General features: G+C 54.3%; 19 protein-coding genes. 8 read left to right on the top strand and 11 right to left on the bottom strand.

The window, feature by feature from the left end; genetic code table 11:
- Positions 1 to 28 precede the first annotated feature (28 nt).
- From hisC to sufC, 5 genes are all read right to left on the bottom strand, one after another.
- Positions 29 to 1096, bottom strand: coding sequence for a histidinol-phosphate transaminase (hisC, locus tag PYRFU_RS07100; protein ID WP_014026980.1), 1068 nt, complete (start codon positions 1094 to 1096; stop codon positions 29 to 31).
- A 52-nt stretch (positions 1097 to 1148) separates the two neighbouring features.
- A complete protein-coding gene (locus tag PYRFU_RS07095) occupies positions 1149 to 3314 on the bottom strand; it encodes a glutamate synthase-related protein (protein ID WP_014026979.1) in 2166 nt (721 codons plus the stop codon).
- Positions 3296 to 4231 carry a glutamine amidotransferase gene (locus PYRFU_RS07090; RefSeq protein WP_014026978.1) on the bottom strand — a complete coding sequence of 312 codons (936 nt, stop codon included), beginning with the start codon at positions 4229 to 4231 and terminating at the stop codon, positions 3296 to 3298. The genes PYRFU_RS07095 and PYRFU_RS07090 overlap by 19 nt, the downstream gene beginning before the upstream one ends.
- 65 nt (positions 4232 to 4296) lie before the next feature.
- Positions 4297 to 5610, bottom strand: coding sequence for a SufB/SufD family protein (locus PYRFU_RS07085; RefSeq protein WP_014026977.1), 1314 nt, complete (start codon positions 5608 to 5610; stop codon positions 4297 to 4299).
- A 5-nt stretch (positions 5611 to 5615) separates the two neighbouring features.
- On the bottom strand, positions 5616 to 6347 hold the full coding sequence (gene sufC / locus PYRFU_RS07080; protein WP_014026976.1) for a Fe-S cluster assembly ATPase SufC: 732 nt from the start codon (positions 6345 to 6347) through the stop codon (positions 5616 to 5618).
- A gap of 131 nt (positions 6348 to 6478) precedes the next feature.
- Between sufC and PYRFU_RS07075 the strand changes: the two genes are divergently transcribed.
- The 4 genes from PYRFU_RS07075 (at position 6479) to PYRFU_RS07060 (ending at position 12640) form a co-directional block, all read left to right on the top strand.
- Positions 6479 to 6862: a molybdenum cofactor biosynthesis protein MoaE gene (locus PYRFU_RS07075; protein WP_014026975.1), complete on the top strand. Its 384-nt coding sequence runs from the start codon at positions 6479 to 6481 to the stop codon at positions 6860 to 6862.
- Positions 6863 to 7026: 164 nt separating this feature from the next.
- The gene (locus PYRFU_RS07070) at positions 7027 to 7911 is read left to right on the top strand and encodes a CBS domain-containing protein (protein WP_014026974.1); all 885 of its coding nucleotides are present in this window, start codon (positions 7027 to 7029) and stop codon (positions 7909 to 7911) included.
- 132 nt (positions 7912 to 8043) lie between these two features.
- Complete coding sequence (locus PYRFU_RS07065) at positions 8044 to 8403, top strand: roadblock/LC7 domain-containing protein (protein ID WP_014026973.1); 360 nt, start codon at positions 8044 to 8046, stop codon at positions 8401 to 8403.
- A gap of 469 nt (positions 8404 to 8872) precedes the next feature.
- Positions 8873 to 12640 (top strand): DUF2341 domain-containing protein, encoded by a 3768-nt coding sequence (locus tag PYRFU_RS07060; protein ID WP_167827890.1) that lies wholly within the window; start codon positions 8873 to 8875, stop codon positions 12638 to 12640.
- A gap of 157 nt (positions 12641 to 12797) precedes the next feature.
- Here PYRFU_RS07060 and PYRFU_RS07055 read toward each other — a convergent pair whose 3' ends face one another.
- Genes PYRFU_RS07055 through PYRFU_RS07045 form a run of 3 tightly spaced genes read right to left on the bottom strand, consistent with a single transcriptional unit; the run spans position 12798 to position 15357 of the window.
- Positions 12798 to 13568, bottom strand: coding sequence for a hypothetical protein (locus PYRFU_RS07055; protein WP_167827889.1), 771 nt, complete (start codon positions 13566 to 13568; stop codon positions 12798 to 12800).
- Between the two features lie 18 nt (positions 13569 to 13586).
- On the bottom strand, positions 13587 to 14417 hold the full coding sequence (locus PYRFU_RS07050; RefSeq protein ID WP_014026970.1) for an ABC-2 type transporter: 831 nt from the start codon (positions 14415 to 14417) through the stop codon (positions 13587 to 13589).
- A complete protein-coding gene (locus tag PYRFU_RS07045; protein ID WP_014026969.1) occupies positions 14377 to 15357 on the bottom strand; it encodes an ABC transporter ATP-binding protein in 981 nt (326 codons plus the stop codon). Before PYRFU_RS07045 ends, PYRFU_RS07050 begins: the two co-directional genes overlap by 41 nt.
- 191 nt (positions 15358 to 15548) lie before the next feature.
- Between PYRFU_RS07045 and PYRFU_RS07040 the strand changes: the two genes are divergently transcribed.
- Entirely contained in the window at positions 15549 to 17450 is a 1902-nt protein-coding gene (locus tag PYRFU_RS07040; RefSeq protein ID WP_014026968.1) for a phosphoadenosine phosphosulfate reductase domain-containing protein, read from the top strand.
- Here the strand turns inward: PYRFU_RS07040 and PYRFU_RS07035 are convergent.
- Positions 17447 to 18661 (bottom strand): thioredoxin fold domain-containing protein, encoded by a 1215-nt coding sequence (locus tag PYRFU_RS07035; protein WP_014026967.1) that lies wholly within the window; start codon positions 18659 to 18661, stop codon positions 17447 to 17449. The two genes, PYRFU_RS07040 and PYRFU_RS07035, sit on opposite strands and share 4 nt — an antisense overlap.
- A gap of 93 nt (positions 18662 to 18754) precedes the next feature.
- Here PYRFU_RS07035 and PYRFU_RS07030 point away from each other — a divergent pair, with 93 nt between their 5' ends.
- The gene (locus tag PYRFU_RS07030) at positions 18755 to 19291 is read left to right on the top strand and encodes a cysteine hydrolase family protein (protein ID WP_014026966.1); all 537 of its coding nucleotides are present in this window, start codon (positions 18755 to 18757) and stop codon (positions 19289 to 19291) included.
- On the opposite strand, the gene PYRFU_RS07025 is transcribed toward PYRFU_RS07030, so the two are convergent.
- Together PYRFU_RS07025 and PYRFU_RS07020 are read right to left on the bottom strand one after the other, a co-directional pair.
- A complete protein-coding gene (locus PYRFU_RS07025) occupies positions 19260 to 19604 on the bottom strand; it encodes a hypothetical protein (protein ID WP_048191838.1) in 345 nt (114 codons plus the stop codon). The genes PYRFU_RS07030 and PYRFU_RS07025 overlap by 32 nt on opposite strands.
- 17 nt (positions 19605 to 19621) lie before the next feature.
- On the bottom strand, positions 19622 to 24115 hold the full coding sequence (locus PYRFU_RS07020; RefSeq protein WP_048191836.1) for an AAA family ATPase: 4494 nt from the start codon (positions 24113 to 24115) through the stop codon (positions 19622 to 19624).
- A gap of 101 nt (positions 24116 to 24216) precedes the next feature.
- Between PYRFU_RS07020 and PYRFU_RS07015 the strand changes: the two genes are divergently transcribed.
- Both PYRFU_RS07015 and PYRFU_RS07010 read left to right on the top strand, forming a co-directional pair.
- A complete protein-coding gene (locus PYRFU_RS07015) occupies positions 24217 to 26217 on the top strand; it encodes a 3-hydroxyacyl-CoA dehydrogenase/enoyl-CoA hydratase family protein (RefSeq protein WP_014026963.1) in 2001 nt (666 codons plus the stop codon).
- 63 nt (positions 26218 to 26280) lie between these two features.
- On the top strand, positions 26281 to 26940 hold the full coding sequence (locus PYRFU_RS07010; protein WP_014026962.1) for a hypothetical protein: 660 nt from the start codon (positions 26281 to 26283) through the stop codon (positions 26938 to 26940).
- The last annotated feature ends 23 nt before the right edge of the window (positions 26941 to 26963 follow it).

Below are 26963 nucleotides of genomic sequence, written 5' to 3'. Positions count from 1 at the left end.
CCGAACATATGTTCGGTTGGAAAACGTGTTAGCGTGTAACAGAGGCAACTGCTTGCTCAATTGCGTGTATGAACTTGTCGTTCTCCTCGCGTGTGCCTATTGTTACGCGAATGTAGTCGCTACCTAGACTCTTAATCTGCTTTACAACCACGCCATGCTTGGCTAGAAGTTCGTGAATGTCAGGTACGCCCGTCTTCACTAGGAGGAAGTTCGTGTAGCTTTCATACACGCGTAGGCCCAGCTCCTCAAGCCTCTTGGTCATCCTATCCTTCTCGCTATTAACGTGAGCTATGACCTTCTCAACGTAGTCCCTATTCTCTAGGGCAGCTTGAGCAGCTGCAAGCTGAACCACGCTAAGGTTGAATGGTGTTAATGCTTTGCGGAGAAGCTCCGAAGCCGTTGGATGAGCGAGGATATATCCTACGCGATAGCCAGCAAGACAGAAGGCTTTGCTCAGGGTGCGTACTACTATCAGCCTGTCGTAGCGCTGTGTCAACCTGGCTATGCTTAGTCCAGCGAACTCGTAATAAGCCTCGTCAAATACTACTATCGCATCAGTCTCGTCTAAGAGACGAATAGCTAGTTCCTCGTTAGCTAGTAGGCTACCCGTTGGATTATGGGGATTCTCGATCACGATCATGCGTGCGCCGCTTGCCACCTCGAGTAGTTCATTCTCGTCGAGCAGGAATCGTCGTCCCTCCTCCCTAAGCTTCACCGCTTGGTACACGCCACCCCTCACGATCGTATAGAATCTCGTCATTGCAAAGCCGGGCTCAAGAAGTACCACTCTGTCACCGGGGCCGACGAACACATCAAATATGGCTCTGAGGGCTTCGTCGCCACCCGCGGTCAGCACTACATAGTCTGGCTCTAGACCAGCGTAGTCGGCAATCAGCCTCTCTACCGTGTAATAATCATCTAGCGTGGGATACCGGTTGCCCCGGCGTGCTGCTTTACAAACCGCCTCCTGGACAAACGCTGGCGGCTCAAATGGGCACTCGTTAAGATCAAGGTAGGTTATTCCAGGATGCCTCTTTGGTAGCGGGTATGGCGTTGCATCTAGAAAACCGTCTTTAGCAAACTCCCTTACCGACAACACGACACCCACTCTAAGAGACAATTGTGGAGGTATACAAAAGCCGGGGCAATTACAGTCCGTCAAGGTCGCGTGGAGTAACGGGCCTCTCAAGCCCTACCAGCTTGACGCCTGTTATCATTGAAGCCTCTACGCTCAATGCACGCAAATCCTCCTTCTCGAGGTTTAGCGGGCTTGTTTTGCCAGCCAGCTGTGCTAGCATACACATCTCCTTTATCATGGACTTTAGAAGGTTCTCGAGCTTCTTAGCTGCCATTTCGACGTTCAGACGCTTCCTGAGCTTCGGGTCTTGCGTCGCTATGCCAGCTGGGCATCTGCCGGTGTGGCATAGTCCACAGAGCGTGCAACCGATGCCTATGAGCGCGGCTGTTCCTATAGCGACGGCGTCGGCTCCAAGTGCTAGTAGCTTTGCGATATCTGCTCCATGCCTGACACCGCCGGAGACGACAATGTTCACCTCGTCGCGTAGGCCTATCTCTCTGAGTGCCCTATCCGCGGCAACCACGGCAGCCATCAGGGGGTAGCCGGCGTGCTCGGTGACTATGTGGGGTGAGGCGCCGGTACCAGCGGGCTTAGCGTCAATAACGACTATGTCTGCGCCAGCTTTTGCAACTATCTTCACGTCATCCTCGACCCTGCCCGCAGCTATCTTGACAGCTATCGGTATTTTCCAATCTGTAGCCTCTCTCAGCTCCTCTATCTTCATCTTCAGGTCCTCGGGGCCGACGATGTCGAGGTGACGGGCAGGGCTAACTGCGTCGGCGCCTACAGGTATGCCGCGGATCCGGGCTATCTCCTCGGTCACCTTCTCGCCAAGCAGAAGACCGCCTTGTCCAGGCTTGGCTCCTTGTCCAATCTTGATCTCGATAGCATCGGCTGATTTGAGGTACCTTGCTGAGACTCCGAACCTTCCACTAGCGTACTGCGCGATCAGTATGGGTGCGATTTGCCTCTCTTCTGGTAGCATGCCACCCTCGCCGGTGTTTACGGCTATGCCTAGCTTTGCAGCCGCCTTTGCGATCGCTATCTTTGCCTCTTTGCTTATACTACCGAAGCTCATGGCACCGATGATTATTGGTGCTTTGAGCCTCAGCGGTCTCTCCGCGAACCTAGCACCAAGTACAACTTCGGTGTCACAAGGCTCTCTGTATGGGTCTATCGGCGGTCTAGATAACTGACCTGGCAGTATAACCAGGTCGTCAAGACTCGGTAGCCTAATCTCTCGTGCGCCGGTGCCGCGAACAGGCGGTATGCCAGTGGACATTGCCTCCTGGTGGTAGTTTAGTATCGAACTTGTCCAAACGCCGCGCTTGAGCTCCGGTAGCGGGTATACCCGGACAGCACCAGTTGGACACACTTTGACACATGAGAAGCAACCAACACACTCTACCACGCGGACGGGTACCGCCACCTTACGACCATTAACCTCGCGTAGCTCTAGAACCTTCTTGGGGCACCATTGGACGCATGCTCCACACCCTATGCATGCCAAGGGTTCGACTTCAACCCGGAACTTTGGCACAAGGGGTTTGGTTGGTAGGCGCTTTGGCGGCTGATAGGCGGGCCTCCTGGATATTGGAGTCACTTTGTAATAGCTACTCTTACCTCTGAGTCCATACCTTGCGAGTATCTGGTTGATCTGCTCTACCTCCTCGGCACTAGCCTCGGCGAGCTTTGCATTCTTTCCGAGGCTCTCGACGTCACCACCTACGTATATCGTGCCGCCTATGATCATCTCTCCGGTGGCAGGTCCAGCGTTGCCGAGTATGACTAGCGTGCCGCCCATCATGTAGAGGCCTGCGGCGAGGCCCACGTCCCCGCCGATTATCACGAAACCTCTCTTGGCGAGCGCGGCAACACGGTCGCCAGCATCGCCTTTAATGACGACAGTCCCGCCGAACAGGTACTGGCCAGCACCATTGCCAGTATCGCCCTCGACTATCACTTCTCCAGATGTCATGTTGTCGCCAGGGAACCAACCCGCATTGCCCTCGACGACTATCCTAGGTCCATGTGCCAGACCGCCAACGAAGTATCCCACGGAGCCTCTCACGACTATCTCGACGGACGCCTCTAGCCCGACGGCGAGATAATGGATGCCTCCAGGATCCTCTACAATTATCCTGGAGGCGCCGCTCTCGACAGCCCGCTTTACCTCTCTGTTGACCTCGCGGGGAGCTTTACCCCCCGCGTGTATCCTTACCGTCTTACCCGCCATACCATCACCTGCCCCGGCCTCAGATACCTTGTGTTGAACCTGACGCCCAGGAGCTTAGAGGCGGCGTGCAAGGCCGCCTCCTCCGAGGCCGCGATTATAACCTCGCCGTCGACAGACTCCGCGGCTATCAATGGGCGGAGGCCCAGACGATCACGTGCGATGCCAATAGCATCGGGCGTTGCCACAATATATGCGAAGGGGCCGTCAAGATCGCGTACACTCCTCTTGAGCGCCTCTTCTAGGCTAAACCCCTGCTCCAAGAGCCACGCAATGTAATGGACTATTAGCTCGGAGTCGTTGTCAGTTATGAAGTTGACACCCTGCCTCTCTAGGAACGCTCTCATCTTCCAATAGTTGGTTATTTGGCCATTGTGTACCACAGTGACATCCGGGTTTATGGTGGACTGGAAGGGGTGGGCGCGGAACAAGTCTACTCCCGACTCTGTGGAAAAGCGTACATGGCCGATGCCGTGGCTACCCTCCAGCCTGGATACGTTGAAAGACTCCTCGAGATCGCCAACCTTGCCAGTCATCTTGAAAATCTCTACGCATCTGCCTATGCTAATGACGCGGGCAACGCCGGTCTTGTTTATCACGTCTATAAGGTCGCGTAGATCGCCGCGATACTTTACAACAAAGCGGTCAAAGCTGACACCGTGCAGCGGTTTCATCTCAACACTTCTTATGTTCGCTCCTATCTCTCCGAGCGCGGATGCCACCTTGCCGAGCGCGCCTAGCACATCAGCGGTCAGAGTCCTAACGATGTACGTGTCTCCGTCCCCAAAACCCAGGCAGTTGTAGACCGCGACGCCGGCGCTGTCAAAACCACGGTGTTGTAACGCCGATAGCATCGCGACAAGCACTTTGCCTACCGGTCCGTACCCTTCCCTGAAAATAACGCCGGCAATGCCACACATCGGTGTGGGCCCCAGCGCAACCCCACGCTCATCCCACGTTTAAATGGGGGTCTCGGGGCTGTACGTTAGTGTCCGCGTAGGGCAAGCTCGACGATCTTCCTAACTTCAACGGCAAGATCGAACGGTAGGCCGGCGAAGACTGGCTCGAAGAAGCCCTGGATTAGCAGCGACGTTGCCTCGTCTTCCTCGAAGCCCATGGCTCGCAGATAGTAGAGCTTCTCGGCTGACAATCTACCGACGCTCGCCTCGTGGCCGAAGCTCACGTCATCGATTTCGGAGTGGAGGGCTGGTAGTGTCTCGCTCTTTGCCTCACTGCTGAGCAGCAGGGTATTGCATGCCATGTGGCCGGTTGCTCCTCTGGCGGTTTTCTTCGCAACCAAACGCCCGATGAACCGGTCTCGTGCTCGGTCCTTCACGACAACTCTGGATAGCAGCTCGCTCCGGGTATCCGGTGCATCGTGGATAATAGTGAGTCTTGTCTCGGCCCAGGTCTCGCCGCGTAGTAGTCCAACACCCTGTATCTTTGCGGAGGCTCCGCGTCCAAGGAGGGTCGCAGTCTCGTCAACGACTATGCTTGCGCCGCCAAAGGATATCGGCGTGGCTTCTAGCTTTCCGCCCTCCAGCACTCTGAGCCTCTTGACGGGCCGGTGGTGTACCGGCCCTGCCCAGTTCTGGACGCTATAGAGGCTAAGCCTGGCATTGCGCCCTACGTGCGCCTCCAGGCCACCTAGATGCACGCTGAACTTCGCACGGACGGGCGCCGTGCACCCCTCGACCCAGGTGAGACTTGCACCATCCTCGACTATGATCAGCGTATGCTCGGTCTGCTTGAAGCCCTCGCCGCTTATCAGGAAGACACCGTAGAGCGGAGACTCTATCTTCACACCCTTCGGTACGTAGACGAAGACGCCGCCCGCCCACAGCATTATATGGTATGCTGCGTGCCTGTTATCAGGGCGCATTATGCGGAGCATGTAGTCCTTCAGCCAGTCGTACTTCTTCACAGCCTCGTCCATCGGCTCTAGTATAACGCCCTTCTCCTGGAGTGCGCGAAGCTGTGCTTCAACCACACGATTGTCAATAGTCACAGCGAGGCCTGTCAGAGCCTCAAGCTCCTCGGGTTTAATGCCGAGCCTCTTAATAGCCAGGTCCCAGTACTCCTTTGGCACCTCGATATCCGGCCCACCACCGAATCCGAAGATAGCGTCGAGGTCGAGCTGCTTTACATACTCGTCTATCAGCGGGTCTGGCGGCAACCTCTCCAGAGCGTCGTACGCCTCAAGCCGCCTCCTTACGAGCCACTCAGGTTCTCCGCGCCTCCTAGCATACTCCTCTAGGTCGCGCTTCGAGAACCCGAGAATCTCAGATAGCCTGGTCATGACTATCACCTCTTGAAGGCAGAGTATCCCTTCTCCTCTATCTCGCGGACAAGCTCGGGGCCACCACTTGCAACAATCCTACCGCCTAGCATCACGTACGTCTGATCCGGCGGTACTATCTTGCTAAGCCTCGCCATGTGAGTCACTACGAGGACGGCAGTGCCCAGCTCATCGCGCATCATCTTGATCGCCTCGCCTATGCCTTTCAGCGAGTCTACATCCACACCGCTATCAGGCTCGTCGAGCAGCGCTACGCGCGGTTTCATAGCGAGAACCTTTACCATCTCGAGTTTCTTCCTCTCGCCGCCGCTGAACCCTACGTGAAACTCCCTCTCCAGTACCCTACCCGGCAAGCCTACCAGTGAGAGGAACTTGTTCATCAGCTTGATGGCTTCGATGCTCGAGACGCGCCAGTATCTCTCAACGAGCTTGGTTAGCAGCAAGCCTACGCGGACACCCTCAAGTTGGGGTGGTGACTGTAGAGCGGCGGCTAGGCCTGCTTTCGCTCTTCTCTCGGGAGGCCAGCTCGTCACATCAGTGTCGTCCAGGAGGATCTTACCGCGTGTAACCTTGTAACCCTCCCATCCAATGGACGTGTATATCAGTGTAGACTTGCCTGCCCCGTTAGGCCCCATTAGGTACACCACTTTGCCAGCATCAATGCTAAGCGTGACTCCATGGAGTATCTTAAGCTGGTTAACCTCAACCTCTAGACCCTCTATGCGAAGCCACGTCACACCTTCTCACCCAATCTACTACCTCGCCTGAAATTTTAGGTCAACCTAAACTCCTAATAACAAGTTTCTACGTTTCCAACAACGGCGTTAAACTCGGCACACCCTGCGACGGGGAACAGTGGTGGGTGAGGTTGACTCCCTGTATCAACGCGGCCATTGTCACTACTCTAGCGTCTCTCGATGCGCTTGCCGCTCAGTTATGGAATTGTGGCGACGACGTTAGTGTAGTGTTGCTGTATGTTGGTCGTGTAGAAGGGCAGACGGGCATTCACATTAATGTGGTGGATGAGGAGCTCGCCAGGCGCGAGTTGGAAGAGATAGCACGGCAGGCCTTAGAAACGTGGAGCGGGCTGAGAGGAGTATCAATCTATATTCACAAAGGTCGTAGGCGTCCTGGTGAACCCGTAACATACCTGGGCATAGCATCGAGCAACGAGAGCGAGGCGGTCGAGGCACTCAGATGGATCAACGCTAGATGGAGAAGGCTTAATTTCATCCAGATTTACCAAACATGAAGCGAAGCGCGAGTGGACAGAGGGATGAGGATCTGTCCGGATACGTTCCCTCGCCGAGATGGTGACGAAACCCCCCTTCACCGACCTAAGGTATGCACAGTACGATCATGCGGAAACTCATAAAATTCTCTTATCTTGGCTTAACACCGCGCGGGAATCTGGCAGTGTATAAACTATCATCCGCTCAAAGAGAGATACTAGAAGCTCTTGTGAAGCTCTACGATAAACACCGTAGGCTTGTAAAAAGCAAGGAAATTGCAGAGCTAGTCGGTAAAGACGAAGGCACAGTGCGTAATATAATTGCTGGTTTGAAGAGCTTGGGGCTCGTCGAGTCAAAGACCGGGCCAAGTGGAGGCTACATGCCAACTCTAAAGGCGTACGAGGTGTTGAGGGGATTTGCGGCCACCGAGGTACCCGTGCCAGTACGCAAAGACGGCCAGCTGCTCAACCTAGTGGTAACGAGTGTTGAGCTTATAGACGTTCTAAACCCGGAGGGTATACGCGCAATACTAAGAGTTCAAGGCGATATCGAGGGTCTTGAGCCCGGTGATCGTATAAAGATAGGACCTATGCCCTACACACGCCTGGTAATAGAGGGTATCGTGGTGTATATCGACAGATACACTAAGCAGGTTAGCGTTAACGTTAGGAGGGTGACAAGCATACCACGAGAGAGTGTAGGATCGATAGCCTCTAAGCAACTGATAACACTTAAGCCTAACATGAGTATACGAGAAGCAGCTAAAATATTAAGTGAGAAGATGATCCGTGGTGCCCCCGTAATCGACGATGAGGGCCGACTTATCGGCATAATAACGCTCGCAGATATCGCGAAGGCTGTTGCCGAGGGAAGACTTGATGCCAAGGTAGAAGAGTATATGAGCAAAGAAGTTGTAACTGTAAGAGAGGACCAAGACATACTTGACGCGATACGCCTCATGCAGAAGTATCGGATAGGGCGACTGGTAGTGCTAGACGCTATGGGTAAGCTGAAGGGAATAGTGACCAGAACCGACATACTAAGATTTATATCAGCGCTTGAAGACTAAAGCTCAGCTAAAGGAATTTTCATCACGCGTATCAGCCTGGGGAGTATTCTTCATAGCCATCCGTTTAGCCGCTCATTCTACGGGATTAACGTTTTTGTATCCAGAATAAGTGGCTAGTATCGGGACGAATCTATGGCCGAGTCGCCCCTGAGACGTGTACTAAGTGACTTCGCACGTATTGAAGGAGTTAGGGGCATCGCGGTTGTATCAAAGGACGGTTTCGTCATCGACGCTGTTGTACCTGTAGGCGGCTTGGATCTCGAGGCTTTGGCAGCGATGGTGATGACCGTATACGGTGCAAGCGAGAGATTAGGAGAGGAGCTAAGGCTAGGGAAAAACGAACTGATAACCGGCGAGTACGAGAACGGTATAATGCTCGTGTATGATATTGGTGATGCAGTCGTAGCGGTTGTCGCCGAAAAGAGCGCAATTCTAGGCCGCATACGCTACGAGCTAAAGAGACAAGCGCCGCGCATCAAAGCAGCTCTCTAGCGCTCATTTTTACCACGTCAACAAGCTGCGGGCATGTTTATGCCGTCCTTCAAACTATTCTTGACGTGCGCTGCATATGTGGTAGTGGATATCAACCAGCGGGCGGCGGAAGCAGATCAGATATACCCCTTTTCCGTTGCAGGTCTTTGAATGCAGTGGTAGGGGTGTGAGGAGTTAGCCCCAGGGTAAGCGAGGCTTCCGATGAGCGAGCGAGGGACCCCCGACCCCACCTTCGACCTATCTTTGGATTAATCTAGAACAATTGTCGTGTGTCGTTAGAGCTTGACGAGTCTTTAACAGAGATGATAATGCGACACCCTTGAATTCCCTCAGGTGGTATGCCCCTTAGCTGGCCGGTGAGGAGCTGTCGCCCACGCTGACCAGTGATGTTGTCAGCCTGGCCCCGAGGCCTCGTCTCTAGCTTTATTAGCCTAGTGGTGTGACAAGCCTAGCATCTACGGGTATGAAGGTGGCACAGTTACGTAGCGTGAGCGGTATCGTAGCGTCGCTCATACTACTATTGATGTTCGTCGGGACCGTGATGATATACGCTACGTTCATGCAAGCACAACAGAGAGTATACCAGGCGCAAATGGAGGCAGCACGTCTTGCCGAAGAGATGCGTAGTATTGTACGTGCAACGCTACTCTACTACAACACGAGTATCACGACAAACGGTATAATATTAAACATTTATGTAAAAAATATGGGTAATATGCCAGTATCGATAGCAAACTTGATACTAGAATATGGCTACATAAAGGCAAACATTACTTTCGATTTCGTAATCATAGGCAACTTGACTGATACAGACGCACCGGTATTTGAGCATCTTGTGCAGCTCATCCAGGAATTTGCTAGCATAACACCCGATGTTAACATTACCCTGGTTCTGGCGGAGGGGGGTGAGGAGAGCCTAGCCTCGTTACCAGCGACAATAGCCCCTGGTGATACTCTTGTCGTGAGTGTTGGGCCGCTCCCCCTGGACTTCAAGGTTTACAGTGTGGCCGCTGAGGCTATGATGGTGCTCGCAGGGGGCTCGCCAGTAACAACTGTAATAACGCCGCAAGTGGGTGGGACAACTGTCATAGTGCAGCAGGTCTCGACGGGCGTCGTAACGGGCGGTACGACGGCTACACTAACAACTGTGCCGTTCGACGAGGTCACGTGGGTATACGGCATACCATTGCGAATAGAGTGTCTGTATGATAGGCTCGAGTGGCCAACACTCGTCACAGTGAACTTTACACAGCTTGGCATCGATTACCTGGTACACCCTCTAGGCGTCCGCATCCTGGACGAGGATAACAACGTGTGGGTTCCTGTGAACGTGACGCAAGTAGCCCCCAACTACATGGTCATAGTGTTCCCGCTGACGTGCAAAGCAGGCCAACTACGCAACTTCACGATATTCGCTGCCGGGGGCCCCATAAGCCATCCAGAGGGGTTCTACCCAGTTGGTCTCGCCAGGCTATGGAACAATACCGTGGTGCTGGCCCAAGGCCTAACGTACTACCAGAGCGGCTCGTGGATATACTACTACGTGCTGGAGGCCCCCTCGGGCACCCTAGAGCCGGTCGATGAGGCGACACTAGCCAACTACGAGACTGATGTATCAGCCCAGGTTGCGGATGGGCTCAGCATAAACCTTGGAAACGCTGTGCCATACTACGATACGAGTCTTCTCTCGGTCTACGTGTATAGCGATGTGCGCGTCAACACTACAGTATCAGACCTAGAGGCGACACCGTCCATAAGCAGTCTTGCAAGCAGCTCGCCATCATTAGCGCCTGCCTGGCTGGCAGGCTGGAAGTACTATATTGATATCCAGTTCGGCAACTGGGGGTCGCAAGTAGTAACCGACCTGACAAACGTGCTCATCAATGTGACGACGGATATACTGCCAGACGCGGTACGCCAGCATCTATTTACACATGCCAGGCCCGACGGGGGTGACATCATATTCGTTGATCTCGATACTGGTGAGCTGCTACCCTTCATCACTATAGAGTATGATCCGGTTGCACAGAGGGCAGTGTGGCTAGTAAAGGTTCCATATCTGGGCGCCTACCAGACGCTACGCCTGGGTCTCTACTACGGCAACCCCGCATACAACATGAGCCTCAGGACGCGTATCGACATTCCAAGTAACCTGCCATACGTGTACAGCTTCCTAAGCGATATACAGCCGCCGAGTATACACGGTTACACGTGGAACTATACGGTAGCTATCCTCCCAGTCAACACCTGGAGTAACGTGTACGCGGCAAGCAACAAACCCACGCCGGACGCGTCTCTACTATACGCCCCAATACTAGGCATAGTGGATACTACGTCACTTCCAGCGGGGCTAACGTTTCCATTCTTCGGTGTAGCCTATGATACCGGCACGTGGCAGGTAACTGCAGCTGGCTATCTAAACTACTTTGCTGATCCTTGGGTAGCGACTGACGTCTCGTGGATAAGGAGTCTGGGTGATGCTGATGCCGTAGAGTGGGAGGTTTACTTCAATACGAGCTACAGCGATGATATTGGTGCGGGTCTACTTGTAAGGCTGAACGCGACGCTATACACGCTCACAATACGTGGTTGGAGGGTGATATACACACCCATAGGTGAGGCAAACGAAGCAGTAATACTATACGCTAATGGTGTAGTGCGTTACGTGTATGGCTCGATAAGTGTTGCTAGCGGGTATACGCCCCCCACAGTCCAAGTCGATGTTATGAACTCCTCTATTACCGATTGGCAGATAGTATACTACGTCGGCTACTGGACGCAGCTTAGCAACTCGAACGACGTGCTCTTCATCCCGCATGTTGTGTTGCCGGTAAGCGTAGGATGGTATCACACGGCGGTAGGCGTCTACCACGCATCTTTGGATGCTGCACAGATACAGCTGAGCAGGTACTCGGGCGGGGGCTTTGAAGTCCTCCACTGGAAGAGCAGTAATGGCCTTTATCAGAACTTCCTGGATGTAACCCTATGGCTCAGCTGGGCGGGCGACATACTACTATCTATCAATGTCCTACCCCGCGTGGTGGGCGGCTACCAGCTGAACTATACCGTTGGATTTGCACCAGGCATACCCGGCGACCCAGGCGTAGTACTCTACTCGGACGCTGATGGGGTCGCGGGAGTCTACAACTGGAGTGAGGCAGGCACACTGATACAGCCGTTAAAGGAGGTGCTCCTGCTACGCTACAATGGCAGCTACACAGTTTACGTTGAGAAGGCGATACCGCTATACCCGTGGGTCGTTGGGTGGCTCCACGGGCTACGCGTAGTAATCAATAACCCCAATGCGTTCGACATATACAACTATACACTCCGAATAGTTCTAGGCGCGGATAACATCACAAGCGATTACCTCTCGTCGCCGCTCTTCGGGAAGGATATCCGCGTGTTAGACGACAAGGGTAATAGGATACCATTCTGGGTTGAGAAGGCTGATCCCGCTGTACCAGTGATAGTGTTGTGGGTCCGCGTTCCATACCTGCCGGCCAACGGCAACACCACCATATACATCTATTACCTTGCCCAGCCGCCGTCCGGCGTTAGCGTGGTGGATGAGAGCAACCCGTACAGGACGTTCTTCCTCTACACGAGAGTCGAGCCTGGCACATGTCCGCCATGGCAAGTGTACAACACTACCAGCTACACTTGTTCAAAGCTAGTGTTGGGCGGCTACAGTGAGGTTACGGTCGTCAATACGACACTGGCAGACAGCGACATCGTCAGATTCTATAATGGCACTTTGTTCGGTATTTCGGGTAGCTATGGATTCGAGTATAGGGCTGTGATTGTGCCATTGAGTGGAGCAGCAGAATACGATGTGGCGGTGGAGCTTGTACCTGCGGGGGCCGAGACCCTCGCACCAAACGCAGCGGGCAGCTATGCTGTTGTATTCGGGAACGGTGACATCGTGAGGATTGTTGGTGGAACGCTAGTCACGACATGGGATCAGGGCGTGGTTACTTACAGTACAGGAGCTACGTACACCGTCGTTATTAGACTGAACTCGACGAGTATGCAGGCCCTCGTGTATGACGAGACGACCAGTTTGCTGGTGGCATCGGCTACAGACAGTGTAGCGGCTAGCGGGACCTACGAGGCGAGTATAGTGTCGTACAACGTTGGAGCCACCGTAAGCATAGCCTATAGCCCCATAGAGTTCTGGGTCAGGAGCTGGGTATATCCGGAGCCTAAGGTCGTAAACTCAGTATTACTGGCTTGAGAACCGACAGTCTAGTTGTCTTTTTTCAATACATTGTAAGCAGGATGCGAGTAATGAGTTTCGCATCAGCCCGTCTTGAACTCGTCATTGCCTATTGGCTCGTCGCTCACGGCCTTCATCATCCATGTTTGTCGTGTCCGGCCCGGAAGGTCTGATGTTATAGCCTCGCCGATCTTAGCCCTTCGCGTCGTATCTTTGCTAGTGTCCTCCTAGATGCTAATGCGGCTAGCATATACAGTATTGCGATCCAAGCTAGGGCGGATGACAATGCCACCTCGAATGGCATCACAGTTAGAGATTGGTATGCGTGGGGCGCCATCCGTGCTATTTCGCCTATCGGTGCTGGTGGGATGAGGAATGCAAGCGCCTGGAACATGTGCGGATAGTCGCGTAGCGGTATGATCATTCCGCCGAAGAGGCCTGAGGCGTAGCCTAGTATGTCGAGTATGGTGCCTCGCACGCCCATCGACGCGCCTAGAGCGGCTAGTAGTAGGCCATAAGCGTGTCCAAGTAGAAGGGCTAGTGCCGTAGCTAATACGACATAGGGGCTCATGATGGGCCTAACTATCGCCATTACTATGAGTGACGCGAGCGTTGCGGGCAGTACACTTGTGACTATCCTGCCAGCGATTGTCAGTAAGGGGTTGTGCCCTGCCGCTAGCTCGTATGGTGTTAAGCCTAGCACCGTGTAGTGCGTTAGCCACCCGGCTGTAGTTGCGAGTGCTATGGTGTAGTAGAGCCATGGTATAACGCTCGATGCTAGGAGACGGCCTTCCGCGGGGCCGTATATCGCGTAGAGTATGAAGACGTTTATGAGAGCCCATAACGACATGTTGATAGAGTAGTCGAGCATGTTCGGAGCGAGCCTCTTTGTCCTCACCATGTGGAGCCATAGTGAGGCTCGTAGGGAGTACCACAGCCGTGTCATGTTCATGTTCTCACCCTCTCACTCTAAGCTTCCTCTTCTCCTGGCTTGCTGTACAAGGAGAGACGCTGGTACATAGAGTGTGGCGTACGCGGCCGCTAGCGGTGCAAGAGTTAACAGTATACTCAAGAGTGGTTTAGCGCTTAAGGTTGATGCGATTGAGCGTAGTGCCTCGGCGGCATAGTACGGTGGTAGTAGTTTAGCTATGGCGCGTAGCAGAGGCGGTAGGACAACAGGCGGGTATAGTATTGATGACGCGAGAACAGTAAATGGCAGCAACCATTGTAGTGGTACCCTTTCGCGGTTCGACGCCAGTGTCGCGCCTGCCACTAGAGCGCCCAACCCTATCATCGAGAACCCCGCTAGGAGCGAGATCAGCACCACAATCAAGAGTACTACCAGGCCCCTTACTCCTGCCACTATGAGTGTGACCAGAATGAATGGTACAATAACAACTGTGGTGGCGGCGAGCATAGAGCCTATACTACATCCGGTCAGCAGCCGTAGCAGCGCCCCAGGTGTAGCCATGAATAGTTGTAGCACACCATTCCACCGGAGACCAAGGACATACAGTGCGGCGCCGTCAACGATGTAGCCTATGGCCGTGAGTAGGAAGCTTGCGGCCGGAATGAAGCTGGCTAGTTCCTCTCCTACGCCCATGCGCCGGGCGTATTCGTTGCTCGCTCCGGTGAACAGTAGCACGAGTACCAGGAAGGCTGTGTAGAGTAGCGGCCAGGTTAGTGCGGCGATTAGCGCAGTCTTCCTCCTGCGATAGTATGTTATGTAGTCGAAGGCGCCAGCTAGGACTCCTCTAGCTACCGGAGCTAACAAGTTTGATAAAGACGTCCTCAAGGCTTGGCTCCTCCACCCTCGCCTCTATCACATGGAACCTTCTACTCACTAGGCTGGAGACTAGACGGGCTAGAAGCTTCTCCTCCTCGCCGCTAGGCGCAAGGAGCCTTAATCGTACCCTGTCGCCACGGGCGTCTATCGTGTACCTGAGCCCAGTGGTCTTTACGATATCCTCTATGGCCTCAGTTGGGCCCCATCCTACGACAACCACCGGCACGTAGCCGATTATCAAGCGCTTCAACTCGTGAGGTGTGCCTATTGCTATGATGCGCCCCGAGTGTATGATAGCAACGCGGTCGCAAATTATCTCCGCCTCGTACATGTTATGAGTCGTTATGAAGATGGTCTTTCCCTCCTCTTTGGCTAGCATGACTAGTAGCTCGCGGACCCTCCTGGCAGCCGTAGGGTCGAGACCTAACGTGGGCTCATCGAGTATTAGGACCTCGGGGTCATGGAGTAGGGCTCTAGCGAGGGCGAGCTTTGCCTTCATACCCAGGCTGTACTCCTCGACTGGCTTGTCGGCAACTCTATCCAACCCTACCAGCTTTAACACGTGGTCTATCCGCTGTTGTAGCTCAGCTCCTCTTAGGCCTCGAAGCAGGCCAAAGTAAGTGAGGTTCTCACGTCCACTCATCACATACCAGAAGCCTCTCTCAACGCTGAGGCTCACTCCTATGAGCTTCCTAACCTCGTCAGCCTCCGTGACGACATCGTGACCCATTACGCGTGCCTCGCCGTCATCAGGTAGGAGTATAGTCGAGATTATTTTGACGGTAGTGGTCTTCCCGGCGCCGTTTGGCCCGAGTAAGCCAAACACCTCGCCCTTTTCAACAGTAAATGTGACACCGCGTAGCGCGAGCACTTCTCTTACACGTCTTCTAACCAAACCAGACTTTCTCCTATACCTCTTTACCAGGTTCTTAGCCTCAATTGCGTGCATAAACGTAGCCTCCCGCAAGTTAGGTGTGCACACGCACCCGGTACATTAACAGTCTTGGCCGGGCAGTATCAGCTATTGTCGCATAATGTCGTTTGTTACGCGCCACATATGACCAGTATTGACGTTCAAGCCGAAACTCCTCTAGATTAACTGCTAGGCTAGAGGCTCCTCTCCTACGGGTGGTGTGGATAGTGAGTGGTGTCAGGACGCCACGCATCTACTGGTGTACGTGTGGCGATGGCATGCCTGCCATCGATCCACGAGTGTGCCTAGAGTGTGGTGGTGAAGCAGTAGAGGTGTACGGTGTACGTGGCGACCCGATGCCGATGACAGATGGTGTCTGGAAATGGGTTAGGGAGGCCATAGCGTGGAGTCTAGACGTGGACGAGAGTGTAGCACAGCGACTAGCGCCAGGCGGTGCTGGGCTACGCGTGAAGCTTGATGCTGTTGAAGTCGCGTATGCCCTCGTCTATGGCGGCGGATGGGCTGGCGTCATAGAGTTCGACTGGGAGGTTTACAGGTGGGTGTTCTCGCCGCGTGGCTGGCTGGCTAGTCTCGTCTATCGCGAGAAGCTGGGTAATGTTGGTAGGCTAGAGGTGAGGGCTGCGCGTGGCGATATACTCCCGTGGACTGTGTACCATGGCGTGAGGAGCGATAAAATAGGTGCTCGCATTGTCGCGCGTGACGTAGCTGGTCGCATTGTCGTCTTGCGTGTAGAGAAGGGAGGGTTGCGCGTCGAATGGGTTGAGGCTTACCGCGAGGATGCTGAGTGGCCTAAGCCAGCAGACTGGCGCAGGATGTACGATTTGCATTGGCGTGTTAGAGTAGAGAGAATGTTCCGAGAAGCTGTCGAGTGGAGCGAGAAAGTGCTACGAGAGTATGGGCCTGGCGTGGTGCGGCTCAGCGGCGGCAAGGACAGCAGTGTGGCGGCACTCGTTTTTGCCGAGGCGGGCGGAGAGCATGCGGTGTTTAGTGACACGGGATGGGAGCATAAGGAGACCATCGAGACTGCTGAGAGAGTCGCGGAGACCATAGGTGTTAATCTAGATGTTGTGGAACCGCCTAGAGATTGCTGGCGCCTACTAGAAGGGTATGGACCGCCAGGCCGCGACTATAGATGGTGCACCCAGGCGTGTAAACTCGGCCCCACAGCACGCTACATAGAAGAGCGTGGATTCCGCACAGTCTTTGCGGGTAACAGGGCGCTCGAGTCGCCAAGCAGAGCCAGAGAATCGAGGTTATCCAGGAGCAGAGGTGCTGGCGGCGGGGAGTTCATCGCATCACCTCTCCACGCATGGACGAGCCTAGACGTGTACACGGCAGTTGTTACCAAAAGGCTACCTCTAAACCCGCTATACGAGTACGGCATTGAGCGTGTAGGGTGCTTCAACTGCCCCTCACAGAGCATACCCGAACTTCAACTATCGGCGCGCCTATCACCAGACAAGTGGGAGAGATGGAGTAGCTTCCTCAAGAGGTATGCCGAGGAGCGAGATCTGCCAAACGCATGGCTGCGTTACCACTTGTGGCGATGGAGGTTCAACCCGCCGCCTCGAGTAAGGGTAGCCACCCGCGACCTCTTGGGTGTAAGATGGGACAAATTAATCGAAAAGCTCTACGTGACGCGCGTTCTAGAGGTTGGTACGGAGGTGCCATCCGTACGCCTCTTCAACCCTCTCGGAGGGTTGAGCGGTCTCAGCGATTTGCGTGGTGTTGCGCCTGCGTTGGGTGCAGTGTGGGAGGTGACACAGCACCATCTGGTGGTGAAACCGAGCAGGTATAGCATGGTGGTCTTCTACCAAGATGGCGAAGTGTACGTGGAAGGTGGTTCATGGGAGGAAATCGAGAGTCTTGCAGAAGAAGCTATCAGAGCGATAGCCATGTCGGCTGCTTGCACCGGCTGCATGCTGTGTGTAAAGAAATGCCCGCATGACGCCATCAACGTGATTGATGGTCACAGACCTGTCGTAGACCAGAAGAAGTGCATAGCTTGCAGGAAGTGCTTATACGTATGCCCGGTTGCTGGCTACGCGCTCCTATCGCAGAAAGTGGGTCTCCAAAAGACGATAGAAGAGATGCTAGAGGGTGGCTAGACCACGCCAAGCGCATAGGCTAGCAGGTAGGCACCAGCGGCAACCATTACCAGTCCGCCTATGCGGTTCAAGAGAGTGCTTCTCGCAACCAGCTTCCTTGCAAACTCCGCGCCAAGTCTAGACGAGGCATACATGACGCCCCCGAGTGAAGCGCCGAGCCCTAACGCGAAGGCCAGTGCAACAAGCACACCTCGTAGTATGTCACCTGCACCCATGGCTAGGAGTAGCGCTCCAGCGACCAGCGGTAGCGTGCATTGTAAGGCTACAACGCCATATAGGCTACAGAAGCCGAGAAGCCCCGCCCGCCGTGCCCTCATTGTAGCGAATTCCATCGGCACGCCTAGCATCATCGCTATGCCAGCCGCGACAATGGCAAGAGCAATGCTAGGCAGTATCAAACTCTGAAGGTTTGCTGCCACGGCGCCAGCAATCACGAACAGCATGCCGAGGGCCAGTGCACCGCCGGCTGCAGCGGCACTGCAAGAGGCGAACATAGATACGGGCATTTGAGTGCCTCTGGAGGCAGAGCTTGTAGCGTAGGCAACGAGAACCGGTAGCACACATGGAGAGAAAGTCGCGAGTATGCCGGCTACGAGTGCGGCTGCAAGCATGGTAGCAAACGCTGCTACCCCCACACCAGCTTGGAACGCTTGGCTTGACTCTTCATTGTAGCTCGCTCTACTCGTCACATTGGCTTGCATACTGGCTTCTCTCACAGCGCTCTTAACCCACTCTAGCATAGCTCTCGTAATGTTATCGGCAACAAAGTCGCCAACGTGCCTATCAACGGGCTTGCCATTAACGAATACGATAAAGGTCGGTGTCTCCTCTACGCGATACCTTACAAACGCCTCGTGTGTTGCAGACGAGTAGACAATATGGTAGAACTTGATGCCGAGTTTATCGCTCACAATCTCGAGCATATGCCAGTATGGTTTCATCCTCTGGCATGTGGGGCATGTCGGCGACTCGAACATCACCGCGACTATGGGCTCTCGCTCAATCACCTGGAAGAGTTGCAGGCTATTCTTTAGCTCATAGCTATTCGAGTTGGGGCTCGTGCCGCGCAGGTAATAGGATGAGGCCTCAATGTCAACACCCACAGACGCCAGCGTCAATACCATGAGGCTAACCGTAATGAGTATGACCAGGAGGCCGGCATAACGCTCCCGGGCGAATCTAGAGACGTCTAGCCTCATAGAGCGTTGCAAACCCTAACCCAAGGAGACGGCCAATCGACTAAACGCCAATATGCGTAACTCTGGCCACTATCCGGTCCTGTAGAAAGGGGAGGGTTTGGAACCTTGAAACCAGCACTCCTAGTCATAGACATGCTGGAGGTATTCGTCAGGGGGCGGTTGAAAGCCGAGGGCGCCGAGAACATAATACCGGTGATAGCTAGGCTCCGTGAAGAGTTCCATAAGCGCGGCTACCCCGTGATATACACTAACGATGCGCATTACCCATTCGACTTTGAGGTAAAGCACTGGGGGCCACACGCTGTACGTGGTAGTGAAGAGGCACAGGTGGTTCCAGAGCTGAGGCCGACGGAGAAGGACTATGTGGTTCTAAAGAGAAGGTATGATGCCTTCTTTGCGACAGACCTAGACCTCTTGCTGCGCGAACTGGGTATTGATACGGTGGTGCTCACGGGCGTCGCGACTGACATATGCGTGTTGCACACAGCGGCAGGTGCATTCTTCCGAGGCTACAAAGTCATAGTAGTGAAGGACGCGACGGCCGGCGTTACTAAAGATAGGCACAACTTCGCGCTAGAGTACATGAGACAAGTGTATGGTGCAGAAGTGCTTAGCTCTGAGGAGTTGATTTCGAAGCTCTAGACGCTAATAGACCGCCTATAAGGCCTCCAAGTCCGCTAACGGAAACGCCGATAGTAACGACAGCTATGTATGCGAGAGGTCCTGCTGCAACCCCGGCTAGAAGCCCTAGCAGCACGGCAGCAAAGAGGTGCGCAGCGAGCAAATGCCATGGTAGCGAGCCTAACGCCGAGGCTATGAAGCCTGTCAGGGGCGAGCCAGCGGCGTAGCCTGCTATGATACCCGCTATCATGAGTCCTATGAGTGGAAAGAAAAGCCCCAGCACAGGTGTCGTGAAGAAAGACACAGTGGTGGCGAGTATAAGACGTAGCAACATACCCGCCCACCGGTCTTTCAGTAGACAATCTGGACGTCTATAATGCCACGTTCGACCAGACGCCACAGTGCCTCTTTGACCTCCTGCGGGTCTAGTCCAGACTCACGGATTAGTGTTGAAACCCTGGTCGTACCTCTACCAGCTATCAATATTAACAGACGTGCCTCAGCCTTACTCAGACCCAGATTAGCAATGGCCTGTTCTACCAGAGTCTCTGGCTCTGGGAGCATCTCGAGTCCTGCAATGGCATCAATAAGCTCGGCGATGTGATCGATGCCAGGCGACTTGCGTGCTAGTATTCGTCTAGCTTCTCTCACAATAGAGGCCACTCTCCTTAACCCTTCATCATTAACCCTCTCTGCTACCCTCTCTACCACGCCATACTTCTCAACTAGACTCTTGAGCCTAGACTCAAGAATAGACGATAGAACGTTAATCCTATGCTCTATGTCGCGTACCAGATCATCTATTCTACGGGCAGTGGCCTCAATATCCTCTTGTACACGCCTAGCTTGCTCGAGCATAGCATCGAATCTGGATGCCGGCTTTACACGTTCAAGCACACTATCCGCGTTAGATGCTAGACTCGCGATCTCATCCAGAGCCTCAAGGATAGCAGCTAGCGTCTCCAGCACTCGACTCTCTTCTATTCTCTGCGTTAGTTTTGCAAGAGTTGAGCGCATCCTCTCGGCGTCGGCATGCGCTGCTTTAATGCGATCAAGTAGGGTCTCCACGGTGGCTGTAATACGGGATAGTTCTTGTAGCCTTGAGATGATTCGGCGCGGGTCGTTCTCACTAATCCAGCCACCGACAAGCTCGCTTAGACTATGTAGCCCTCCTGACCCGCCTATATCGAGAACCTCGCTAACCCTTATCCTCGTTATACCCGGCTCTTCGATGCTATCTAGACCAGTTAGAAGCCTCGAGCCTAGCTCAGTACCTCTGATGCTTTGAATGAGCTTCTCGGCCTCGACCTTAATGCTGTGAATGCTCTCCACGAAGCCACTTATCCTGGAGATGATCCTGTCCACCTCTTCGAGCCACCTATTAGCTTCGTCTATCAGCGATGTCACGTTATGTTCTTCGATTGCACTCCACAGCTTGTAGTTGAAGCAGTATCTGGGTCCGTTGCCCTGGAAGTAGAATGGGAAACTCTTTGGTTCTCTCGCTCGCTCCCATAAGCGTCTAGCTATGGCCTCCAACTCTGCCTCCGAGAGGCGCGCCTCGTATAGCTCGTTGAGGGTTCTCCTTGCTCTCTCTAGGCGAGACAGGAGACTATTGGTTACTCTCAATCCCTCTTCAACAACGTGTCTCTCTAGAAGCTCTATGAGTGTATTGTGTTTGTTTCGCACCTCGTGCAGGAGTGATTCTAGCCTAGCGATGTATGCCCTGAACGCCTTATCAGCAGCTACTATGAGTTCAGCGTGTCTACGATACTCGCCGCACTTCTCCCTTTCTGCGTCATACCTCGCATCGACGCCTAGCAGGTCGTCGGAGAGTCGCTTTGCAGACACCAGGAGCCGCACAGCCTCGAACGTATTGTGGGCTGCGAGGCGCGTGGCCAGCTCTAACCTCTCGCGTATAGACTCTAGTAGTCTACGAGTAACGGCGGCGCGATAGCCACGCTCCTTACCAAATATCATGTAGCCCATTCTATCGATACGCGACGATAATCTCTCCTCGAAGGATGCCAGGTCGCGCCCTAGAGCTACTAACTCGGCCTCAAGGTCCACACGTGTAGCTGAACCGTGTTTATCTACACTAAGCAGGCCCAGTGCGATGGCAGCCTCTAGTAGCGCCTGGGTAGCCTCACCGCTACCCGGGTCAACAAACGCTGACACGAGTGCATCAAGGCTAGACGTGCCTCTAAGGCTGCGTATCAGCCTCGATATGTAGGGTGAGTCTCCAAGCGTGAGTCTAACTCTCTTAACGCCGCTACTAGACACGTCGACAATGCCTAGGTGTAAAGGTTCGAGACTATAGACTAGTTTCTCAAACTCCGACGGAGACTCTATGTCCCTCCCTATCAGCTCGAAGTACCGCTTACCATAGACCATGTAGCGGCGCACGTTCTCCTCAATCTCCTCGTATATCTTTCTTACCTCGACGCTCTCGTCGAGCCTACCCGGGTATAGGGTAAGCCAGCGTAGAACAGCCACTAGATCCTCGGGCTTGTAAAGCTCGCCATTAGAACCTCTCAACTCTCTCGGCAACAGCACGCCATGCCTAAGGAGCAGCTTCTCCACCTCTTCGTGCAGCAACAGTATTCCAATATCCCTGGCTATCCTCGTAAGAGCATCCTGGAGTTTCGTGACATCAAAGCCTCGTAGTGCGACGCTCTTACCCTCTAGCATCGCGGACAAGCTTCGTACAAAACTTGCAGAGCCTGGTGGTACACCCGTCCTGCTAGCCTGGACGCTTATGGCTGCCAGGCGTAGCGCGGCTATCCTCTGCAATGAGATCCTCTCAACGGGTACGCCGAGACTAGCCTCCAGGACGGGTATCGTATCCTCAAGGCCGGGTACGTCACCCACACTGACCATGAGGAGTAAGTGTGGGCGCGAATACACATCCAAGTCGGAGAATAGTCTCTTCACTTGCTCGGCGTCAAGCTCCTCCGAAACCGGCACCAGGAGTACCCTAAGCTCGCGGGGGATACGTACCTGTACAGTACTTCTCCCACCGACTCGTATCCTAGCTCTGCCAGGCTCTCCTCGTATCCGGACCAGTAACCCTTTGACACCCTCCTTCTCGTAAAACTGCGACTCGAGACGCTCGCTAGAAGCGCCTGGTACAAGCCTAGCCAGGTTCGTGGCAACAAGCGGCGCTATACTGGCAACGATGGCGTCTATGCTTACGCGTCTCGCCTCCCTCCAGACACGTAGTCTATCCTCACGTGGTATGAAGTCGAGGAGCGCAACCTCATGAGAGAATATGTACCTGGAGGCTTTCTCGATAGGAACTTCCAGGGCGCTGCCCTCCTCGCGGAGCACGCCATCCTCGACGAGCATCTGGATGGTCTCCTCGACGAATGCTGCTAGGATCTCGGCAAGGCTCCTCTCCACACCAAGCCTCTCGGATAGGGTATGTCGTAGTTCTTCAGGCTTAGAGAGGCATAGTCCCCCGTCAGCACAGTAGCCTAGCAGAGGATCGAGTAGGCTACGGTACACCTCCAGGGTCTCAGAGCCGAGTTGTCTAACCGCCTCCGCATAGAGCTGGCTACTCTCCTCCAAGCGCTTGATAACGGCGAGTGCTCTCTCAAGGAACATACTTGGCTCTACAACTACACGGTAAAGTCGAGCTTTGCCTGCAAATCCGCGGAAGCGCAGAGCGCGTGACAAGCCAGCAGCCAGATTGTCAACGAGCTTCTCTGGTACGCCGCTGCGCGAGAGGAGTACAAGCCTGCACGCGAAGAGGGCTTTATCATGAGGTATGCCCAGCTTCTCAAGTTCGCGTACACACGTGTGTTCGATTGCGAGATACTCGTCGAGAATAAGTACCTTCTCGTAGACGCCCTCTATGTTAACCTCGGCGTTGGACAGGACTTCTGGTGCGTTGAGCACAGTCAGCCTAGCAGACTTCTCGCCATTACATAGGGCCGTGAGTTTCTCGGCAAGCGTATTCGCTATCCTCTCGAGTGCGGCTGGCAGCCCCGTCGAAGCAAGCAGAGCTGGGTTGAGGAGGGAAGCATACTCGGCAACATCAGTCACGCCTTTAACTCGGCTGCCATACACCATGGCTACCAGCTTGTCGAGCAGCCAAGCTGACTCGGCGACAGTTAGCCTCCTAAGCTCGACGACATTCTCTCGGCGAGCCACACGCGGCCATATATTGGCGGTCTCGCCTCTCGTTTGAAGCACGTTATGGGCAGACCTAGATACGGCTATCACAAGATGTATCTTGTCACCGAGCCCCCTCTCCTCAAGCATAGCTAGGTCGCGATTAGCGAGTTGTACTAGACCCTCCATGACACCCCTTATCACCTCAAGACCATCTCGGCTGTCAAAGAGTGAGACGATATCCTCGAACTCATCTATGTAGATGAGTAGCGGTGTGCCGAACGCTAAACCCCTCTTCGTGCACAGATCCTCGTATAGCTCTGTGACAAGCTCGTCGAGTCTCCTAGGATCGCATGTAGTGCCTCGCCTAGAGTGGAGAGCGGAGCAGACAAGGCCGTAGAGGAAGGCTTCACCGGGTGGCAGCTCGCGGATAACGCGGCGCATCCAATGGAACACGTTGGATGCCACTACACGTGTGCACGCAAGCTTCCCCTCATCGCACCTGGGTTTGATGATGCCCTGGTAGAGGGCGGTTTTGCCCTCACCCCAGTCACCCACGACAAGAAGTATCTGTGGTCGTTCAGCCTTTTGAAGAGAGTCGAGGAATGCCTCTACGCGCTCAACTATCGGTTTTATTGACGGGAGGTTGCGTGTCAACGCGAGAGTCTCACGGGCCTCCAATCCAACCTCGCTAAGCCTCCTCTCGTATGACGGCAGCCTGCACTCTTCCACAGCAATACCCCAAGGTAGGTACCAGTATCACGCTCTTAGGGTGCCTCTCCACACTTAACCTCCCATCCCGTTGTGCCTCTGCCGGGAGGGTGTAGTTCACGATGCCTCTACGCCCAGAGGAGATCAAGACAGTTCTCGTTGTTGGCGCTGGTGTGATGGGTCACGGTATAGCCCAAGTATTCGCCATGAATGGTTACCGTGTGCGCCTCGTGGATATAAAGGAGGAGTTCCTGCGCCGTGCGCTCGAAAGGATAAGGGCCAGTCTAGAGAAGCTCGCGTCTAAAGGCGCGCTTCGCGAGCCTATAGATGCTGTGATGGCGAGGATAGAGACAAGCACTGACCTACGCAAGGCGGCTGAAGGCATCGACTATATGGTCGAGGCTGTCCCAGAGAAGCTCGAGATAAAGAGGCAAGTCTTCAAGACCGTTGACGAGGTGGCGCCGCCTCACGCGATACTAACGACTAACACGAGCAGCATACCCATCAGCGAGATAGCTGAGGCTACCAGTAGACCCGAGAAAGTCGCAGGCATGCACTTCTTCAACCCGCCACAGATCCTCAAGCTGGTAGAGGTTGTTCGCGGTGCCAAGACTAGCGATGATACCGTTGAGACTATTGTTGCCCTCGCTAAGAGGCTCGGCAAGGAGCCGGTTGTTGTGCGCAAGGACGTACCCGGTTTCATAGTAAACCGTGTAATGATACGCATACTCAACGAATCATGCAGGCTCGTCGAGAAGGGGGTCTACACCATCGAGCAGGTGGATGCAGCTCTACGCTTCAAGCTAGGCTTCCCTATGGGGGCCTTTGAGCTGGCTGACTACATAGGGCTAGACGTCCTCGTAGACCTCTCGAAGAATATGATAAGCCGAGGCTTCAACATGACACTGTGTAAGTTGTTCGAAGAGATGGTTGAGAGCGGGAAGCTGGGCGTTAAGAGCGGCGAGGGCTTCTACAAGTATCCGGGCCCCGGCAAGTTCCTCAAACCGAGCCTACCGCCACGTGTGGCAAAGAGAGTGGATTACATACAAATGGTCGACATGGGTGTCAATGAGGGTGCGTGGCTAGTCGAGAACGGCGTTGCAGACCCGAGCGACGTGGATAAGGCGACGGTACTTGGCCTAAACCTACCAATGGGTATACTTGCACTAGGCGACCTCATAGGCCTCGACAAGATACTCGAGAGTATTGATAGCAAGGCTAAGCGCTGGGGTCTCCCAGACTATCAAGCGGTAAGCATCCTACGCGAGAAGGTAGAGAAGGGCGAGACTGGCGTCTCTGCAGGCAAGGGCTTCCACGAGTATCGTGTCGAGAAGATGGAGTTCGCCAGCGGCAAAGTAGTTGCCCGCCTGGAGGAGAACATTGGATGGGTCATACTAAACCGCCCAGAGGCGCGCAACGCGCTCAACCCCGATATGCTCAAGGGTATACGCGAGGCTATCGAGACCCTGATCGCGCGGGGTGCACGAGCGATAGTATTGATGGGTGCGGGTGGAGTGCTATCAGCCGGCTTCGATATCAGGAAGATTGCCGAGACTAAGCCGCAGAAGGCCTGGCTGGAGATAAGCGAGGAGTTCGGCAAGACCGCCAGGTTGCTAGAGGAGGCCCCGGCAGCCATCATCGTGGCCATTGACGGGTATGCACTTGGTGGAGGCCTGGAACTCGCGCTAGCAGCCGACATTAGAATAGCAAGCGACCGTGCCACCCTAGGTCAGCCCGAGATAAACCTGGGCTTCATACCCGGTGCTGGCGGTACACAGAGGCTCGTAAAGCACCTTGGTGTATCCCGCGCCCTATGGCTTGTGATGACCGGCGAGATGATCGACGCTGAGACAGCCGAACAGTGGGGACTTGTAGCTGACGTCGTGCCAGCATCGCTGCTGGAATTCGAGGCGAGGCTACTAGCCAAGAAGCTAGCCGAGAAACCACCACTTGCCATAGCTGCTGCGAAGCGCGTTGTAAGGGCAGCAGCCGAGTCAAGCCTAGCGGCGGGCCTCGCAGCAGAAGCTGGCATGTTCTCGGCGTTGCTTGCAAGCGAGGACGCAAAGGAGGGCATCAGAGCATTCCTCGAGAAGAGGAGGGCAGCGAAGTTCCGAGGAGAGTAAAGACCAGAGTCGTAGCTACATCATAATACCCCTAGGCTTTTGCCGTTTCACATGGGGCACCGTTTGTCCCCCTCTAATGAGGCTCTCATTGGCGCATTGTTGCTAGGCTATGTTGCTCTAATCGTAATTCTCTCCAAGCTCCTCTATAACGCCCTACGGGGTATCGGCCTCGGATACTACCGCGCGGTGTACTTCGTCCGAAAGTACATCCATGTTTTTGGAGGAGGCGTAGTAGCTTTTCTAACACCCTTCGTCTTCACAAGTCCACTCATCCCTCTGGTCATGGGTCTCGTACTAGCAGCCGGTCTCGCATTAGCGAGGGCGACAAACAAGCTGATGTACTGGTTCCAGGTGCCAGATAACGCCTACGAGGTCAACTTCTGTATAGCATGGGCGCTGGGCATTGCAATCCTATGGCTGATCACCGGCAATCCGTGGATAGCAGTGACGCCAGCGCTGCTCATATCAATAGGCGATGCCGTTACAGGTGTTGTGCGTAACGTGGTGGTTGGTAGAAGGAGTAAACACTGGGTTGGCAACCTGGCGATGGCCACTGTTACCGTGCCACTCGTGGGTGGATTACTGGGTGTGCCGGGCATGCTTGTAGCGGCTGTTGCATCTGTGATAGAGAGGCTAGAGTTCGGCCCGATAGACGACAATGTGCTGATAGTGTTGTTCTCTAGTGCTGCCCTCGTGGTAATGCATCTTATGGGGCTAGTGTAGCCGCATATACGTTCTCGTCAAGA

The organism is Pyrolobus fumarii 1A, assembly GCF_000223395.1.
In the GTDB taxonomy this organism is placed as follows: Archaea; Thermoproteota; Thermoprotei_A; order Sulfolobales; family Pyrodictiaceae; genus Pyrolobus; species Pyrolobus fumarii.
This window is presented reverse-complemented; position numbering and strand designations above follow the sequence as displayed.

What these genes read in the sequence shown, in the direction of transcription:
- PYRFU_RS07045 (WP_014026969.1), bottom strand. Translation starts at nt 15,357, where the DNA reads ATGCACGCAATTGAGGCTAAGAACCTGGTAAAGAGGTATAGGAGAAAG.
- PYRFU_RS07025 (WP_048191838.1), bottom strand. Translation starts at nt 19,604, where the DNA reads ATGTTGCTACGTCTTATACTCGCCACCACTGTGTCTTTCTTCACGACA.
- PYRFU_RS07055 (WP_167827889.1), bottom strand. Translation starts at nt 13,568, where the DNA reads ATGACACGGCTGTGGTACTCCCTACGAGCCTCACTATGGCTCCACATG.
- PYRFU_RS07065 (WP_014026973.1), top strand. Translation starts at nt 8,044, where the DNA reads ATGGCCGAGTCGCCCCTGAGACGTGTACTAAGTGACTTCGCACGTATT.
- PYRFU_RS07085 (WP_014026977.1), bottom strand. Translation starts at nt 5,610, where the DNA reads ATGACCAGGCTATCTGAGATTCTCGGGTTCTCGAAGCGCGACCTAGAG.
- PYRFU_RS07015 (WP_014026963.1), top strand. Translation starts at nt 24,217, where the DNA reads ATGCCTCTACGCCCAGAGGAGATCAAGACAGTTCTCGTTGTTGGCGCT.
- PYRFU_RS07090 (WP_014026978.1), bottom strand. Translation starts at nt 4,231, where the DNA reads ATGTGTGGCATTGCCGGCGTTATTTTCAGGGAAGGGTACGGACCGGTA.
- PYRFU_RS07095 (WP_014026979.1), bottom strand. Translation starts at nt 3,314, where the DNA reads ATGGCGGGTAAGACGGTAAGGATACACGCGGGGGGTAAAGCTCCCCGC.